The 13,690-nt window shown below is 63.6% G+C and carries 12 protein-coding genes; 6 read left to right on the top strand and 6 right to left on the bottom strand.

Annotated elements, in window-relative coordinates; all coding sequences use genetic code 11:
• Positions 1–401: 401 nt before the first annotated feature.
• Genes guaA through ACOVQ0_RS14645 form a run of 3 tightly spaced genes read left to right on the top strand, consistent with a single transcriptional unit; the run spans position 402 to position 2,799 of the window.
• A complete protein-coding gene (guaA, locus tag ACOVQ0_RS14655; protein ID WP_421885897.1) occupies positions 402–1,961 on the top strand; it encodes a glutamine-hydrolyzing GMP synthase in 1,560 nt (519 codons plus the stop codon).
• Complete coding sequence (locus ACOVQ0_RS14650; protein WP_421885894.1) at positions 1,958–2,380, top strand: putative quinol monooxygenase; 423 nt, start codon at positions 1,958–1,960, stop codon at positions 2,378–2,380. Before guaA ends, ACOVQ0_RS14650 begins: the two co-directional genes overlap by 4 nt.
• Entirely contained in the window at positions 2,377–2,799 is a 423-nt protein-coding gene (locus tag ACOVQ0_RS14645) for a GNAT family acetyltransferase (RefSeq protein WP_421885891.1), read from the top strand. The genes ACOVQ0_RS14650 and ACOVQ0_RS14645 overlap by 4 nt, the downstream gene beginning before the upstream one ends.
• 28 nt (positions 2,800–2,827) lie before the next feature.
• Here ACOVQ0_RS14645 and ACOVQ0_RS14640 read toward each other — a convergent pair whose 3' ends face one another.
• The 4 genes from ACOVQ0_RS14640 to ACOVQ0_RS14625 all read right to left on the bottom strand — a co-directional run bounded on the left by ACOVQ0_RS14640 (position 2,828) and on the right by ACOVQ0_RS14625 (position 5,993).
• The gene (locus ACOVQ0_RS14640; RefSeq protein ID WP_421885888.1) at positions 2,828–3,829 is read right to left on the bottom strand and encodes a DUF3047 domain-containing protein; all 1,002 of its coding nucleotides are present in this window, start codon (positions 3,827–3,829) and stop codon (positions 2,828–2,830) included.
• Positions 3,830–3,905: 76 nt separating this feature from the next.
• On the bottom strand, positions 3,906–4,403 hold the full coding sequence (locus tag ACOVQ0_RS14635; RefSeq protein WP_421885885.1) for an asparaginase domain-containing protein: 498 nt from the start codon (positions 4,401–4,403) through the stop codon (positions 3,906–3,908).
• 40 nt (positions 4,404–4,443) lie between these two features.
• Complete coding sequence (locus ACOVQ0_RS14630; protein WP_421885883.1) at positions 4,444–5,256, bottom strand: hypothetical protein; 813 nt, start codon at positions 5,254–5,256, stop codon at positions 4,444–4,446.
• Positions 5,256–5,993: an RNA polymerase sigma factor gene (locus ACOVQ0_RS14625; protein ID WP_421885880.1), complete on the bottom strand. Its 738-nt coding sequence runs from the start codon at positions 5,991–5,993 to the stop codon at positions 5,256–5,258. The genes ACOVQ0_RS14630 and ACOVQ0_RS14625 overlap by 1 nt, the downstream gene beginning before the upstream one ends.
• A gap of 219 nt (positions 5,994–6,212) precedes the next feature.
• Between ACOVQ0_RS14625 and ACOVQ0_RS14620 the strand changes: the two genes are divergently transcribed.
• Positions 6,213–9,389, top strand: a complete 3,177-nt coding sequence (locus tag ACOVQ0_RS14620) for an autotransporter domain-containing protein (RefSeq protein ID WP_421885877.1) — start codon at positions 6,213–6,215, stop codon at positions 9,387–9,389.
• A 147-nt stretch (positions 9,390–9,536) separates the two neighbouring features.
• Here the strand turns inward: ACOVQ0_RS14620 and galK are convergent, their stop codons facing one another.
• On the bottom strand, positions 9,537–10,682 hold the full coding sequence (galK, locus tag ACOVQ0_RS14615; RefSeq protein WP_421885874.1) for a galactokinase: 1,146 nt from the start codon (positions 10,680–10,682) through the stop codon (positions 9,537–9,539).
• Positions 10,679–11,704: a UDP-glucose--hexose-1-phosphate uridylyltransferase gene (locus tag ACOVQ0_RS14610; RefSeq protein ID WP_421885871.1), complete on the bottom strand. Its 1,026-nt coding sequence runs from the start codon at positions 11,702–11,704 to the stop codon at positions 10,679–10,681. The genes galK and ACOVQ0_RS14610 overlap by 4 nt, the downstream gene beginning before the upstream one ends.
• A gap of 217 nt (positions 11,705–11,921) precedes the next feature.
• Here ACOVQ0_RS14610 and ACOVQ0_RS14605 point away from each other — a divergent pair, with 217 nt between their 5' ends.
• Both ACOVQ0_RS14605 and ACOVQ0_RS14600 read left to right on the top strand, forming a co-directional pair.
• The gene (locus ACOVQ0_RS14605) at positions 11,922–12,824 is read left to right on the top strand and encodes an SH3 domain-containing protein (RefSeq protein ID WP_421885868.1); all 903 of its coding nucleotides are present in this window, start codon (positions 11,922–11,924) and stop codon (positions 12,822–12,824) included.
• Between the two features lie 103 nt (positions 12,825–12,927).
• Entirely contained in the window at positions 12,928–13,614 is a 687-nt protein-coding gene (locus tag ACOVQ0_RS14600; protein ID WP_421885866.1) for a response regulator transcription factor, read from the top strand.
• Positions 13,615–13,690 lie beyond the last annotated feature (76 nt).

Here is a 13,690-nt window from a genome sequence, read left to right as displayed (position 1 = left end):
ATGACGATGAAGGGGTTGACCACATAAACAAAACGGCTGCCCCGCCGGGGCAGCCGCTTTTGTCGTGTTACTCGGCATTCCTCGGCCCTTGGGCCGAACCGCTGCTCAGACGAGCGTGGCGGTGAACATCATGCTGCTGAGGCCAGCGGCAAAGATGATCGGGAGCGCGATCGCAGTAAAGCTACGCATGGTGTACCTCCTGTTGTGGTTCACCTTTGCAGGTATCCTCCCAGTTCGTGTTCATCCGGCAGGGTGGGCTGGAAGCATCGGAACTGCCGCCCAAATACGCCGAACGACGTATGCTGCAAGTGCGAACGGGGCACTTGCAGTTGCACGTAACGCAACTGTCACATTTCTGGCACCATCTGGACAGAAATCGCCCATGCCACTATCGGCCACGCATGAGCATCCAGCCTTCAGAATCGATCCTCATTGTCGACTTCGGCAGTCAGGTAACGCAGCTTATCGCCCGCCGCGTGCGCGAAGCCGGGGTCTATTCCGAAATCGCGCCCTTCACGCAGGCAGAGGCAGCGTTTCACCGGATGAAGCCCAAGGGTATCATCCTCTCCGGCTCGCCCGCCAGCGTGCCCGCCGATGGCAGCCCCCGCGCCCCGCAAGTGCTGTTCGACAGCGGACTTCCCATTCTCGGCATCTGCTATGGCCAGCAAGTGATGAGCCACCAGTTGGGCGGGCAGGTGGAACCGGGCGATTCGGGCGAATTTGGCCGCGCCTTCCTCACCGTCACCGAACCTTGCGTGCTGTTCGATGGACTGTGGAAGCAGGGCGAACGCCATCAGGTGTGGATGAGCCACGGTGACAAGGTTACCCAGTTCGCCCCCGGCTTCCGCATCGTCGCCGTCTCCGATGGCGCGCCGTTTGCCGTCATCGCGAACGATGAAAAGAAGTATTACGGCACCCAGTTCCACCCCGAAGTGGTCCACACGCCCGATGGCGGAAAGCTGATCGCCAACTTCGTGCGCCATGTCTGCGGCTGCACCGGTGACTGGACGATGGCGGAATTCCGCAAGACCAAGATTGCCGAAATCCGCGAACAGGTCGGCTCCAGCCGCGTGATCTGCGGCCTTTCGGGCGGCGTCGATTCCGCCGTGGCCGCTGTGCTGATCCACGAAGCCATCGGTGACCAGCTTACCTGCGTCTTCGTCGACCACGGCCTTATGCGCATGGGTGAGGCTGAGCAGGTCGTCAGCCTGTTCCGCAATCATTACAACATCCCGCTGGTTCACAAGGACGTATCGCCGCTGTTCCTCGGCGGTCTGGCTGGCGTCACCGACCCGGAAGCCAAGCGCAAGTTCATCGGCAAGACCTTCATCGATGTGTTCGAGGCCGAAGCCAAGCAGGTGGGTGGCGCGGATTTCCTCGCGCAGGGTACGTTGTACCCCGACGTGATCGAATCGGTCAGCTTCACTGGCGGACCTTCGGTCACCATCAAGAGCCACCACAACGTCGGCGGCCTGCCCGAACGCATGAACATGAAGTTGGTCGAACCGCTTCGCGAACTGTTCAAGGATGAAGTCCGCGCGCTGGGCCGCGAATTGGGCCTGCCCGACATTTTCGTGGGCCGCCACCCCTTCCCCGGCCCCGGCCTTGCCATTCGCATCCCCGGCGAAGTCACCAAGGAACGCTGCGACATCCTGCGCAAGGCCGACGCAATCTACCTTGAGGAAATCCGCAACGCGGGCCTCTATGACGCAATCTGGCAGGCCTTCGCCGTGCTGCTCCCGGTCAAGACCGTGGGCGTCATGGGCGATCACCGCACCTATGATTCGGTCTGCGCCCTGCGCGCTGTCACCAGCACCGATGGCATGACTGCCGACATCTACCCCTTCGACGCCGGTTTCCTCAGCCGCGTGGCCACCCGCATTGTCAACGAGGTGAAAGGCATCAACCGCGTCGTCTACGATTACACCAGCAAGCCGCCCGGCACGATCGAGTGGGAGTGATCCGCAACGCACTGATGGCCGCTGCAGGCGTGATGGTGCTGCTTTCGGGCAGCATCGCCAATGGCGCGTCGGCGGAACAACAGCCCTACGTTCGGATTGCCGAGCTTGAAATCGATGCGCACAGGCTTGGTGAATACAAAGCCATTCTTGCGGTAGAACAGGAAGCCTCGGTGCGTGAGGAACCTGGTGTTATCATGCTGCACTCGGTGGCGCTGAAGGATCGACCCAACCAGATCCGCCTGCTCGAGGTCTATGCCAGCCGCAGCGCCTATGAGGCGCACGTCAAATCACCCCACTTCCTGCGCTACAAGGAAGCGACGGCTGACATGGTGCTGTCGCTCAATCTGATCGATACCGATCCTGTCCTGCTATGCGCAAAGGTTCCGGCAAAAGACGGAACCTTTGCAAACTGCGAATGACGCAGAAAGCAACCACGATTCGCGCCGCAGGGTCGATTGATCAAAACGCAACGATCGCCTTATGGGACGCTGCCGGACTGACGCGACCGTGGAACGATGCACGTGCCGATTTCGATCTTGCGCTAAAAACCGAGACATCAACGATCCTGCTGGCCGAGCAGGCAGGCACGATCTGCGGCAGCGTGATGGTCGGCTTCGATGGCCATCGCGGCTGGGTCTACTACCTCGCAACCGCACCGGACCAGCGCGGACAGGGCATTGGCCGGCTTATGATGCTGGCCGCCGAAGACTGGCTCAAAGCTCTTGGCAGCCCGAAAATCCAGCTGATGGTTCGTGGCGACAACCATGCAGCGCGCGGCTTTTACAGCGCGATCGGCTATGAATTGCAGGACGTGGTAACGATCGGCAAGCGGCTGTAGGACGATTGCCGATTGGTCGGAAAGTGCTCTAACCTACGCTGATCCTTGCAAATTTCGCCGCGCCGTAGCCGCGCTGGAACACACTGTTCGCAATCAGCCACACCCGCACCACCCGCGCAGGCAGCGGTTGACCCAGCGCTTGTGCATAATCGGCAGAAATGTTGCGACTTTCCGAATGCCATTCGCCAAGTCCGGCGGGACCGCTACGCAGCGTCCAATGCGTTTCGCGGTCGCACCACCAGCCCAGCGGGCAGCGGAAAACATGGCCCTCCGGCAGGCCCGCACTCCACATATAGGTAAGATCGCGCCCGTTATCGAACTCCACCGCAATGCTCAGATAATCATGTGTGAAAGCAAGATCTTCCGGCAAATCGGAAGGAAGCTGCTCGATCAACCAATCCCATGACAGCTCGGTCCGGTTGGTCAGCGGCAGATCAACGTCGCGTTGCAGGATGCCCACGTCTCCATGCGTGGAAACAGCGATCTCGTCAGGGTCGCCGGTGTAGATTCGTCCATCGCCGATGCGCCATAGGTAGCGCCACCCCTGCGGCTGGCCGGTATCGCTCGGCACCTTCGGCGTGGCCGCCACGCGCAGGCCAATGCCCGGCCCCTGGCGGGGGCGCTTGCCCGGAAGCAACGTGCCCCGTTCGTCCGCGAACTCGGACAAGCCTTTGGTCAGGAAGGAAAGCTCCCCCGCAGCCCATGCCTCATAGGTCGCATCATTCGCAATCAGCTTGCGGATCGGACTGGTTCCGATCCGCATATACACCGTCGATCGCGGCTCAATCACCAGCCCAAGCGGCTTGGCCAACCATTGGTGGCCGGTAGCGACCACACGAAACCGGTCACCGGGCTGGACGTAATGACCGCTGCCTGTCCAGTCCGCCTCCGAACCATCCAGCCGAAACGGCGCCGTCGGGTCTGGCGCGGTCAGGTCGGCAGCGATACCGCTGGAATTGCCGCGCTGCTGGCGCAGGAACCGCAAAAACGTCCCTGCTCTCGCCACGATTGATCGCTTGGCTTCGCGCATGTCCCACCCTCTCCTGTTTTGAAAAGAGTGTGCCGCTTTCGCCGCGCTTCGCAATCCATGCTTTGGAACTACGTCGTCAGGCTTCGATCCCCACGAACTTCCCTGCGGCGCGGTCCTTGCGCACTTTCAGCGCGTCGAACACCTGCCCGCTCATCGCGATCCACACGCCCGGCGCCGCGGCCTGCGCGGTGGCGAAGGCCATGCCGAGGTTGAAAGGCGCGTCAGTTTCGGCGAAGCGCGCCGGGGAAAGTGCGCCGGTGAGGACCACGGTCTTGCCCGCGATGTCACCCAGCGCCTTGGCGGTTTCTGTCATGGTATCAGTACCATGCGTGATCACGACGCGGCTCTCCGGCGCCTCGCGCACGGCGGCGGCGATGAGCGCGCGGTCGGCGTCGGTCAGGTCGAGGCTGTCCTTGCGCATCAGTTCCATCACACGGAACGGCAGCGCCACGCGCGCCTCGGCGATAAGCGCGGGAATGCCGCTTTCGACGATCTGGTATTCGCTCAGCGCGTCGAAATAGGCTTTGTCGATGGTGCCGCCGGTGGTCAGCACGAGGATCGGATTCTGTTGCATCGCCAAGCCTATAGCCCGGATTTCCGGGAGGTCACACCCCTCAGGGATGCCCGCCGGGAGGGGGCGATGGCGGCATGGTGCCGGTGGTCTGGCTCGGCAGGGATTGACCGCCCGGCAGCGTTCCCCCGCCCGGCGCGCCGCCAGTGAAGGCCCAGCCCTGCTGCGGCGCGGGCGGCCCCATCAGTCCGCCATTGGGGACGATGCGCGGGGCGTTGGAGGGATCGGACTTCGGCCCGGCCACATCGCCTGTTGGACGCTGGCCCGAGGTGGCAAGTTGGGGAGCGACCGGCGCTTCGACGGGGGTCGGAACGGCATCTGTCACGGGTGCGACCGGAGCGATCTGCGCGGGCGATTTTGTGGCGCGCACAGGGGATTTTTCAACGGGTATCGAGGCTGCCAGAACCGGGGCAGGTGCAGCCTGGTGCGCTTTAGGTGCATCTAGGTGCACTTCAGAACCCACTGCAATCTTGGCATTTTCCGCCGAAATCGGCGAAACGGCCGTTTGCTGACCCGGTTGGCCGATAACCATCACCGCAGCGACACTTGCCGCCAGCGCGGCAAAGCCGACGCCGAAAATCGTCCGACGATTCCTTGATGCTGGAACGGTAGACACAGGCGCTTGCGCCCCGACCGCCGTCGGCACGAAAGGAATGACCTTTGCGGGCGAGGCTTCAGCCTGCGGCGCAGAAACTTCGGCAGGTTCGATACCCGGCGCGAATTGCGGTTGCGCGGTGGCCTGCGCCACGATCCGCGCGGCAAGCCCCGGCGGCAGCGCCGGACGCGGGGCGCGGGCGAGCGCTGCGTCGAGCGCGGCATCCGCCTTTGCGGGGGAGGCTGGAACCTTGCGCGCCATCAGACCTGCGCCTCAAGATCAGCGCACGAAACATCGCGCGCTTCGAGAAGCCCGCGCATCTGACGGCGCGCTCTGAACAGAAGCGATTCCATAGCCTTGATATTGAGGTCCAGAACCTCGGCTGCAAGGGCGTTTGAAAAACCTTCGTAATAACAGAGCACTAGCGCCGCGCGATAACGCTCTGGCAGATCGTCCAGCGCGGCACCAACCGCCTGCGCAGCTTGATCGGCCTCGATTCGCCGGTCGGCCAGCGGGGTATCGTCGGCAGGATCAGGAAGTTCATCGACCGTGACGACGCGGAAGCGGCGCTTGCGATCGAAGCACAGGTTCATCGTCACGCGGTGGAGCCAGCCGACCAGCCCCGCCCCACTGGGCTGCCAGCGCGGCGCGTTCTGCCACAGGCGCGTGAAGCAATCCTGCGTCACGTCCTCAGCCTCAGCCGCGTCGGACAGCATCCGCATGGCCACGCGATAGAGCGCGGGCGAATGGCGTTCGACAAGGATCGAAAACGCTTCGACGGACCCCACCGCCACTTCGCGCATCAGCGCAGCATCATCCAGCGCTTCGCGTTGGATCGGGTCTATCGTGTCGAGCAGGCTGTCATCGCCAGTCGCCACTTCGGATCGCACGTCGCCGTAGAAGGTCAAAGCTACCTGCCGTCTTGCACCAATGCCTCTTGCGGGCTGCGGGGCTTTGCCTGCCGGTTCCCACGTGAACGCCAGATTTACGGGAACCATTCCGGGACATCTCGCGACATTTTTTGAAAGCGCCGCGAAGGGTTGGCGCATCGCCCCCGTTAATCGCGGCGGAGACGAGCAAACCGGCCAAATGCCGGATCGGCTCCGACCTGTCGATCAACCCGCACGAGTCCTCCATGCGGGTCGCAACACTGACTGGCCCGCGCCGACCGCACCCCGGCGCGGGCCTGCTTTCCTGTCCAATTCACGAGGGGTTTCATGAACCGTCTTCGCAGCACCACCTTTCTCACCACGCTCGCAGGCGCATCGACGGCCCTCGCCCTGCTCGTGCCGCAAGCTGCGCTGGCGGCGACCACACTCGACGCTGACCGCACGACGCCGATCAAGACATCGGACGCGGGCGACATCTGGATCGGTGACGACGGTTCGATCACGCTGACAAACGGCGGGACGGCAGTGACCGTGGATTCGAACAACACGGTGGGCATCGACGATGGCGGATACATTTCCAACACCGGCGGCAAGGATGGCGACACCGGAATCAAGGTGAATGCGGGGACCACCACCGAAATCACCAACACCGGCGCAATCACGGTGACCGAGACGTTTACGGGCGCGGACACCGATTCCAACGGGATTGCCGACGGCCCCATCGCTTCGGCCAGCAACCGCTATGGCATCGTGGTGGGATCGGGCGCGACGACCACCGGGTCTATCGCCAACTCCGGCACGATCAGGGTCGACGGCCTGAACTCCGGCGGGATCGTGGTGCAATCGAACTTTACCGGCGATATCACCAACACCGGCACGATATCGGTCATCGGGGACAACAGCGTGGGCATTTCCACGCAGGGCGTGACCGGTGACGTGACCGTGGAAGGCACCGTGGCGGTGGTGGGCCAAGGCGCGCAGGGTGTGGTGCTCAACGGCGATATCGATGGCGCGTTCAGGATTCAGGGCAGCGTATCGCAGGCGTCTTCCTACACCACCGACAGCAGCACCACGCAGACGCTTTCGCGCACCGCACTACGCACCGGCAAGGCGGCGGTCGAAGTGAAGGGCGATGTGACCGGCGGCATCATCGTGGCTTCGGCCCCGTATGACCTGAGCGATACCGACACCGACGAAGATGACGACGGCGTGACCGATTCGTCCGAAGGCGTGGGTGCAATCTCGTCTGTCGGGAACAGCCCGGCGCTTTTGGTGGGCAGCGCCGACAATATCGTGATCGGCGCCGCCACGGGGCGCGACGGGGCATTCTCGCTCGCCATCGATGGCACGGTGACGGCCAGCAGCGTCTACAGCAACACAGATGCCTATGCCGTGGTAATCGGCGGACAGGGTGGCACTGTTTCGATGGCCAATGGCATCGGCGTTTCCGGCACGGTGAGCGCGACGACGGTCGATGAAAAGGCCGTGGCGATCCTGATCAACCAGGGCGCGACGGTGCCAGCCCTTTCGAACAGCGGGACGATTTCTGCCGCGATCAGTTCATCGGGCGAAGGCGCGGCCTATGCGGTGCAGGATCTTTCCGGCACGCTCACCACGATCAACAACACCGGCTTCATCAAGGTGACCGGATCGAGCACCGATGATCTGCGCGCCATCGATCTTTCCGCCAACACATCTGGCGTGACGATCAAGCAATACCTGAACGCCATCGACAAGGATGCGCAGGAAGAAGAGCAAGCCGACGACGATTACGATGCCGACAATCCCACGATCTACACTGCGATCACCGGCGACATTCACACCGGCAGCGGCAACGATGTGCTGGATGTGGCTTCGGGCCGCATCTATGGCGACAGCTATCTGAACGCGGGCAACGACCAGTTGCTGCTTTCGGGCGACAGCGGATACGAAGGCGACGTCTATTTCGGCGCGGGCACGGCGACGATGACGATGGCGGGCACGTCCTATTTCGAAGGCAATATCGATCTGGCCGGGAATCTGGGCACGCTGACGCTGGGCAATACCGCGCGGTTTACGGGTTCGGTGAGCAATGCCGGCAATCTGGACGTGATCGTCAACGGCGGCAGCTTTGGCGCGGATTCAGCAACGACGCTGAATTTCGACAGCCTTACGGTGAATTCCGGCGGCGCGCTGAACGTCTATATCGATGGTGAGGAAGGCACGGCTTCCACGATCAACGTCAACACCGCCACCTTTGCCACGGGATCGAAAGTTTCGGCCACGATATCGTCGCTGGAAAATGCCGAGGGCAGCTATACCATCCTGACGGCCGGGACGCTGGAAGGATCACCCAGCTTCGACGCGACGACGACTGAACTGCCGGTCCTGTTCAACGGTGACGTGACCGTGGCGGGCGAGACGCTGGTGCTGGACGTATCGCGCAAGACGGCTGCGGAACTGGGGCTGACCGCGCCGCAATCAGCCGCCTATGAAGCGATCTATTCGCAGGCGACGGCCATCGAATATCTGGGCACCAGCCTGCTGCAGGTGGAGGACGTGGCCGAACTGCAAGGTCAGTTCAACCAGTTGCTGCCCGACTATGCAGGTGGCGTGTTCGACTTCGTGACCCGCAGCAGTCGGCTTGCCTCGCGCCATCTGATGGACGATTCATCGCTGTTCGACATCAGCAATGCGGGCGGCTGGCTGGAGCCGATCTGGTTCCGTGGCAGCAAGGACGAGACGGGCAGCGCGGGCTTCAAGGTTTCGGGCTGGGGCCTTTCGACCGGGATCGAGCGCATCACGGGCATCGGCAACGTGGGCCTGTCATTCGCCTATACCAAGGGCGATATTGCGACGGGCGATTACCAGACGATCGACGCCAGCAATTACGAACTCGGCGCGTTCTGGCGCACGGCAAGCGGGCCGTTCTATGCCTATGCCAAGGCTTCGGTCGGGCGGGTTTCGCTCAGCTCTTCGCGCACGTTCACCGGATCGGTGGATGCCGCCACGCTGAGCTATTCGACAACGGGCAACTGGAGCGGCTGGTCCGCAGGCGCGCAGGGCGGTGCATCGTACAAGCTGGATCTGGGCGGTGGCCTTGCGGTGAAGCCGATGGCGCGGTTCGATTACTACCGCCTTGCGGAAAAGGGTTATACCGAAAGCGGATCGGACGCGATCTATCTGGATGTGGCCAAGCGCACGTCGAGCGTGCTGACCGGCACCGGCAGCATGACGGCATCGTGGAGCGCAGGCGAGGCGACACGCGATTTCCGGCCCTTCACCGTGGAAGTGGAAGGCGGCTACCGTTCGCGGCTGGCAGGCAAGCTGGGCGATACGGTGGCGAACTTCGAGGACGGCGACCAGTTCCGACTGGTGGCCGACAAGATGAAGTCCGGCTGGACCGCCGAAGCGCGCGTGCTGGCAGGCGGCATGGACTATACCTGGCAACTGGCTGGCGGTGCCGAACAAGTGCAGGGCAGCGTTGACTATTCGTTGCGCGGTTCGTTGAGCATCGCGTTTTGATGGGGCCTGCTGCGCGACAACCGCCAACACGCTTCGTCATTGCGAGCCGCGCGTAGCGGGGTGAAGCAATCCAGAGCGGTTTCCGCCGATCCTGGATTGCTTCGTCAGCTTCGCTTCCTCGCAACGACGACAGTGGTGGAGACTGCTCTAATTGGCCGGCCCTGCCCCGGCGGCTGGCGCTTCGACGCAAATGACCGGGGTTTCACCAGCAGGAGTGCGGTAGCCTTCGAGGATCGTGTTCTGAACCTGGCTCACGCGGTCCTTGCGCATTATGCCAACGACTGCGCCGCCGAAACCGCCCCCGGTCTGCCGTGCGCCGCCTTCATCGCCGATGGCGTGGTTCATCAGCGCGGCAAGGGCATCGGTTGGGGCCACGGTGATGCCAAAGTCCTGCGCCTGCGATTGCTGACTTTCGCGCATGAGTGCGCCCATCGCGGCGAGGTTTCCGCTGGCCAGCGCTTCAGCCCCTTCCAGTGTGCGGCGGTTTTCGGTGATGACGTGGCGGGCGCGGCGGAATGTGCTTTCGTCCATGCGCGGACGGGCGGTTTCGAGCATGGCTTCATCGGCATCACGCAGGGCGGGCACGCCGAGGATGCGGGCGGCGCTTTCGCACTCTTCGCGGCGACGATTGTATTCGCCATCGACAAGGCCGCGCACCACGCCCGATTGCACGATCATCACCACAGCGTCTTCGGGCATGGCGATCTGACGCAGGGCAAGCGTGCGGCAATCGATCAGCAGGGCATGGCGCGTCGTGGTTGCGGCAGACGCGATCTGATCGAGATTGCCGCAGCGCACGCCGACGAAATCACACTCTGCACGCTGGGCGAGCAGGGCGAGTTGCACCGGGTTCCAACTTTGGCCCAAGGTTTCGAGGATCACGCGCGCGACCGCAACTTCGAGCGAGGCCGATGACGACAGGCCGGTGCCCTTGGCAATGGAACCGGCGACGGCAAGATCACCGCCCGGCACCACGATGCCGGCAAGGCGCAACTGGCTGACCACACCGCGCACGTAATCGCGCCAACCACCGCCGGATGGCTGCGGATTGGCGGGGTCGAAACTGTCGGTTTCGGCAAAATCCAGCGCGGCGACGTTCAGCGGGGCATCAGCACGCGCGCGGAAAGCGACGCGGGTTTCCTGCCCGATGGCGATAGGCATGGCGAAACCGTCGTTATAATCGGTGTGTTCGCCGATGAGGTTCACCCGGCCCGGCGCGCGGACGACCAGATCGGGGGTGCTGCCGAAAGCATCGGCGAAGCCTGCGGTCAGGCGGTCATGCAAGCTGGTCATGCTTCGATCTCCAGCGCGCGCAGGCGGGCAGCAGCGGTTTCGGGCGTCAGGTCGCGCTGACTTTCGGCGAACATTTCGAACCCGACCATGAACTTGCGCACCGTGGCAGAGCGCAGGAGCGGCGGGTTGAAATGCGCGTGAAGCCGCCATGCCGCCGGATCGGCGCTGCCGCCGGGGCATTGGTGCCAGCCCATCGAATAGGGGAAGCTGGTGCCGAACAGCGCGTCGTAGCGGCGCGTGATGGCGCGCAGGATTTGGGCGAGCGCATCGCGCGCGGGATCGGACAGTGCCTCTATCCGGCCCACATCGTCGCGCGCGATGAGCAGGATTTCAAACGGCCAGACGGCCCACCACGGCACCACGGCAACCCAGTGATCGTTGGCTTCGACGACGCGATCACCCGCAGCAAGTTCGCGGGTGGCGACTTCATCGAGCAGGACGCTGCCCCGGTTCCTGTGCCATGCGGCCTGTTCGCGGTCCTCGTCGGCCACTTCGGTCGGCACAAAGTCGCTCGCCCAGATCTGGCCGTGGGGGTGCGGGCTGGAGCAGCCCATCATCGCGCCCTTGTTTTCGAACACGGCAACATTGGCGAAGCGGGCGGAGAGCGCGGCGCTTTCGTCGGCCCAGCAATCGATGAGGCTGCGGATCGCGGGCAAGCTCATCTGCGGCATCGTGCGCGAATGGTCGGGCGAATAGCAGATCACCCGCGCAGTGCCGCGCGCGGCCTCCATGCGGAACACCGCGTCATCGCTTTGCGGCGCGGGCGTATCGGGCATGAGCGCGGGGAAATCGTTGTCGAACGCGAAAGCGCCGGGGTAATCCGGGTTGCGATCGCCGCCGGTGCGCAGGTTGCCGGGGCAGAGGTAGCAGGTGGCATCGTAAGGCGGACCACCGGCCTGCACCGCCTCGCCCGTTTCGCCCTGCCACGGCCGCTTGGCACGGTGCGGCGAGACGAGCACCCACTTTCCGTTCAGCAGATTCTTGCGGCGATGCGGGTGATCGTCGGGGTCAAACTGGGTCATCGGCCTCTCCGGGGCTTTTCTGCAATCGATTGCCTATACCTGTAACACGCCTTGGTGATCAGCGCATCGCGAATTCGATTTCGCCAGCAATCGCGCGGGTAACAGCGTTTGTCATGAGCATGACAGGACTGTTGTGTGGGAGTCGCGCGGGCGCAAGCGCATTGTCACCTCGTGGCCGCAGCAAAAGGTGCGGCAGGTCTATCGAGGGGTGTCGGTCATGTTGCGCAAAACCAGATTCATCGCTTCACTTGCCCTTGCAGCAGGCTTGCTGGGCGGATTTCCGGTGGCCGCACAGGCCGCCGACAAGGAGCCGCCGGTGACGCTGACCAAGTGCGACAAGGCCATCGGTTCGGTCGCGCTGGTGGATGGCGATACGCAAGGCTGGACGAAGTACGGCCTCAGTTCTCCGCGTGAACTGATTGCGGCGATGGCGCGGGAATCCGGGTGCTTTACCCTGCACGATCCCGCCAGCGGCAAGCCCGCCACGTTCCTGATGAACGTGATCGCTGGTGACAAGGAAGAGGTCGACAAGTCGATCGAGACGGCCAAGGGCGTGGCGATGGAAGGCCTTGTGCGGTCTGGCGCGGCCAGTGGCCTTATGCGCGGCCTGCCCGGTGGTGGCGCAGTGCTGGGCATGTTCGGCGGCTTTGGCGGCAAGAAGAAGGTCGTGGCCGCAGGCATCCGCCTGATCAGCCCCGCCAGCGGGCAGACCGTGGCATCGGGTTCGGGCGAGGTGAAGAAAACCTCGATCTCGTTCGGAAGCGGTGGTGGCACCATCGGTGCGGTGGCCAATGGCGCGACCGGCGCGGCCTATGCCGGGAGCAAGGACGGCCAGATGCTGATCGAGGCTTTCGTCAAGGCGTTCAACGGCGTGGCTGCGCAAGGCCCGGCGCTGGCATCGATGGTTCCGGCCACCGCTGCTACCCCCGCTGCATCGGCTTCTGCGGTCACCGCCATCGACACGAAGATGTATGCTTCTGCCGATACCAAGTCTGCAACGCTCCGCACCGTGCGCGCCGGAACCGCTCTCACCCCCACCGGTCAGCGCACGGGTCTTTTGATCGAGGTCAGCGACAGCTTCGGCACAAAAGGCTGGGTCTCGGTTGAGGACATGCGCTGACATTCGTTCGAAACTGAGCAGTTGCAAGACCACCGTCCGGCGTGAATATTCGCGTCGGGCGGACTGGTCTTTGCCGAAGAGGTCATTCCGGGGTGCGAGGCTGATGGGCAATCTGAACATCCTCTATGTCGAGGACGATCCGCGCGCAGCGGAAGCCGTGCAGACGCTGGTCTGCGCCGATGGCGACCGCATGACGTGGGAGCAAAGCGGAACGGCGGGCCTGCAACGCGCCGGGGCCGAACCTTTCGACGTGATCATCCTTGACCGGATGCTGCCCGATCTTGACGGTTTGAGCATCGTTTCCCGGTTGCGCGCGGCAGGCGTGGGCACGCCGGTGCTGATGCTGAGCGCGCTGGGCCGCAGCGAGAACCGCATCGAGGGGCTGGATGCCGGGGTCGATGACTATCTGGCCAAGCCCTATGAACCCCAGGAACTGGTGGCGCGGGTGCGCGCCCTGCACCGGCGCGCCGGGGGCGCTGTCCACGGCGCGGTGATCCTGTACGGAGCGTTCGAATGCCATGTGAAAGCGCGCACCGCCTTTCGCGCGGGCAAGCACATCGCTCTTTCACCACGCGAATTCGCGCTGTTCCGCTATTTCATGGAGAACGGCGGCGAAACGGTAACGCGCGAAATGCTGCTGCGCGATGTGTGGAACATGAACTTCGACCCGCAGACCAACGTGGTGGACGTGAACATCGGGCGGCTGCGGCGCAAGCTGGAAGACGGATTTGCCACGCCCGCGCTGGAAACCATCTGGGGTGCCGGATACCGCCTGACGAGAGGCGAATGACGGGGCACAGGCCCCATCGGAACAGGCCCCACCGGCGCGGGCAACGCTCGATCTTCGGGCAACTGACGGCCGCGTC

The organism is Novosphingobium sp. (assembly GCF_049240505.1).
GTDB lineage: Bacteria > Pseudomonadota > Alphaproteobacteria > Sphingomonadales > Sphingomonadaceae > Novosphingobium.
The sequence above is the reverse complement of the archived record's forward strand: the minus strand, read 5'-3'. Positions and strand labels throughout refer to the sequence as shown.

Coding starts and splice junctions, on each gene's coding strand:
- guaA (WP_421885897.1), top strand. CDS start 402: ATGAGCATCCAGCCTTCAGAATCGATCCTCATTGTCGACTTCGGCAGT.
- ACOVQ0_RS14645 (WP_421885891.1), top strand. CDS start 2,377: ATGACGCAGAAAGCAACCACGATTCGCGCCGCAGGGTCGATTGATCAA.
- ACOVQ0_RS14640 (WP_421885888.1), bottom strand. CDS start 3,829: ATGCGCGAAGCCAAGCGATCAATCGTGGCGAGAGCAGGGACGTTTTTG.
- ACOVQ0_RS14635 (WP_421885885.1), bottom strand. CDS start 4,403: ATGCAACAGAATCCGATCCTCGTGCTGACCACCGGCGGCACCATCGAC.
- ACOVQ0_RS14630 (WP_421885883.1), bottom strand. CDS start 5,256: ATGGCGCGCAAGGTTCCAGCCTCCCCCGCAAAGGCGGATGCCGCGCTC.
- ACOVQ0_RS14625 (WP_421885880.1), bottom strand. CDS start 5,993: ATGGTTCCCGTAAATCTGGCGTTCACGTGGGAACCGGCAGGCAAAGCC.
- ACOVQ0_RS14620 (WP_421885877.1), top strand. CDS start 6,213: ATGAACCGTCTTCGCAGCACCACCTTTCTCACCACGCTCGCAGGCGCA.
- galK (WP_421885874.1), bottom strand. CDS start 10,682: ATGACCAGCTTGCATGACCGCCTGACCGCAGGCTTCGCCGATGCTTTC.
- ACOVQ0_RS14610 (WP_421885871.1), bottom strand. CDS start 11,704: ATGACCCAGTTTGACCCCGACGATCACCCGCATCGCCGCAAGAATCTG.
- ACOVQ0_RS14605 (WP_421885868.1), top strand. CDS start 11,922: ATGTTGCGCAAAACCAGATTCATCGCTTCACTTGCCCTTGCAGCAGGC.
- ACOVQ0_RS14600 (WP_421885866.1), top strand. CDS start 12,928: ATGGGCAATCTGAACATCCTCTATGTCGAGGACGATCCGCGCGCAGCG.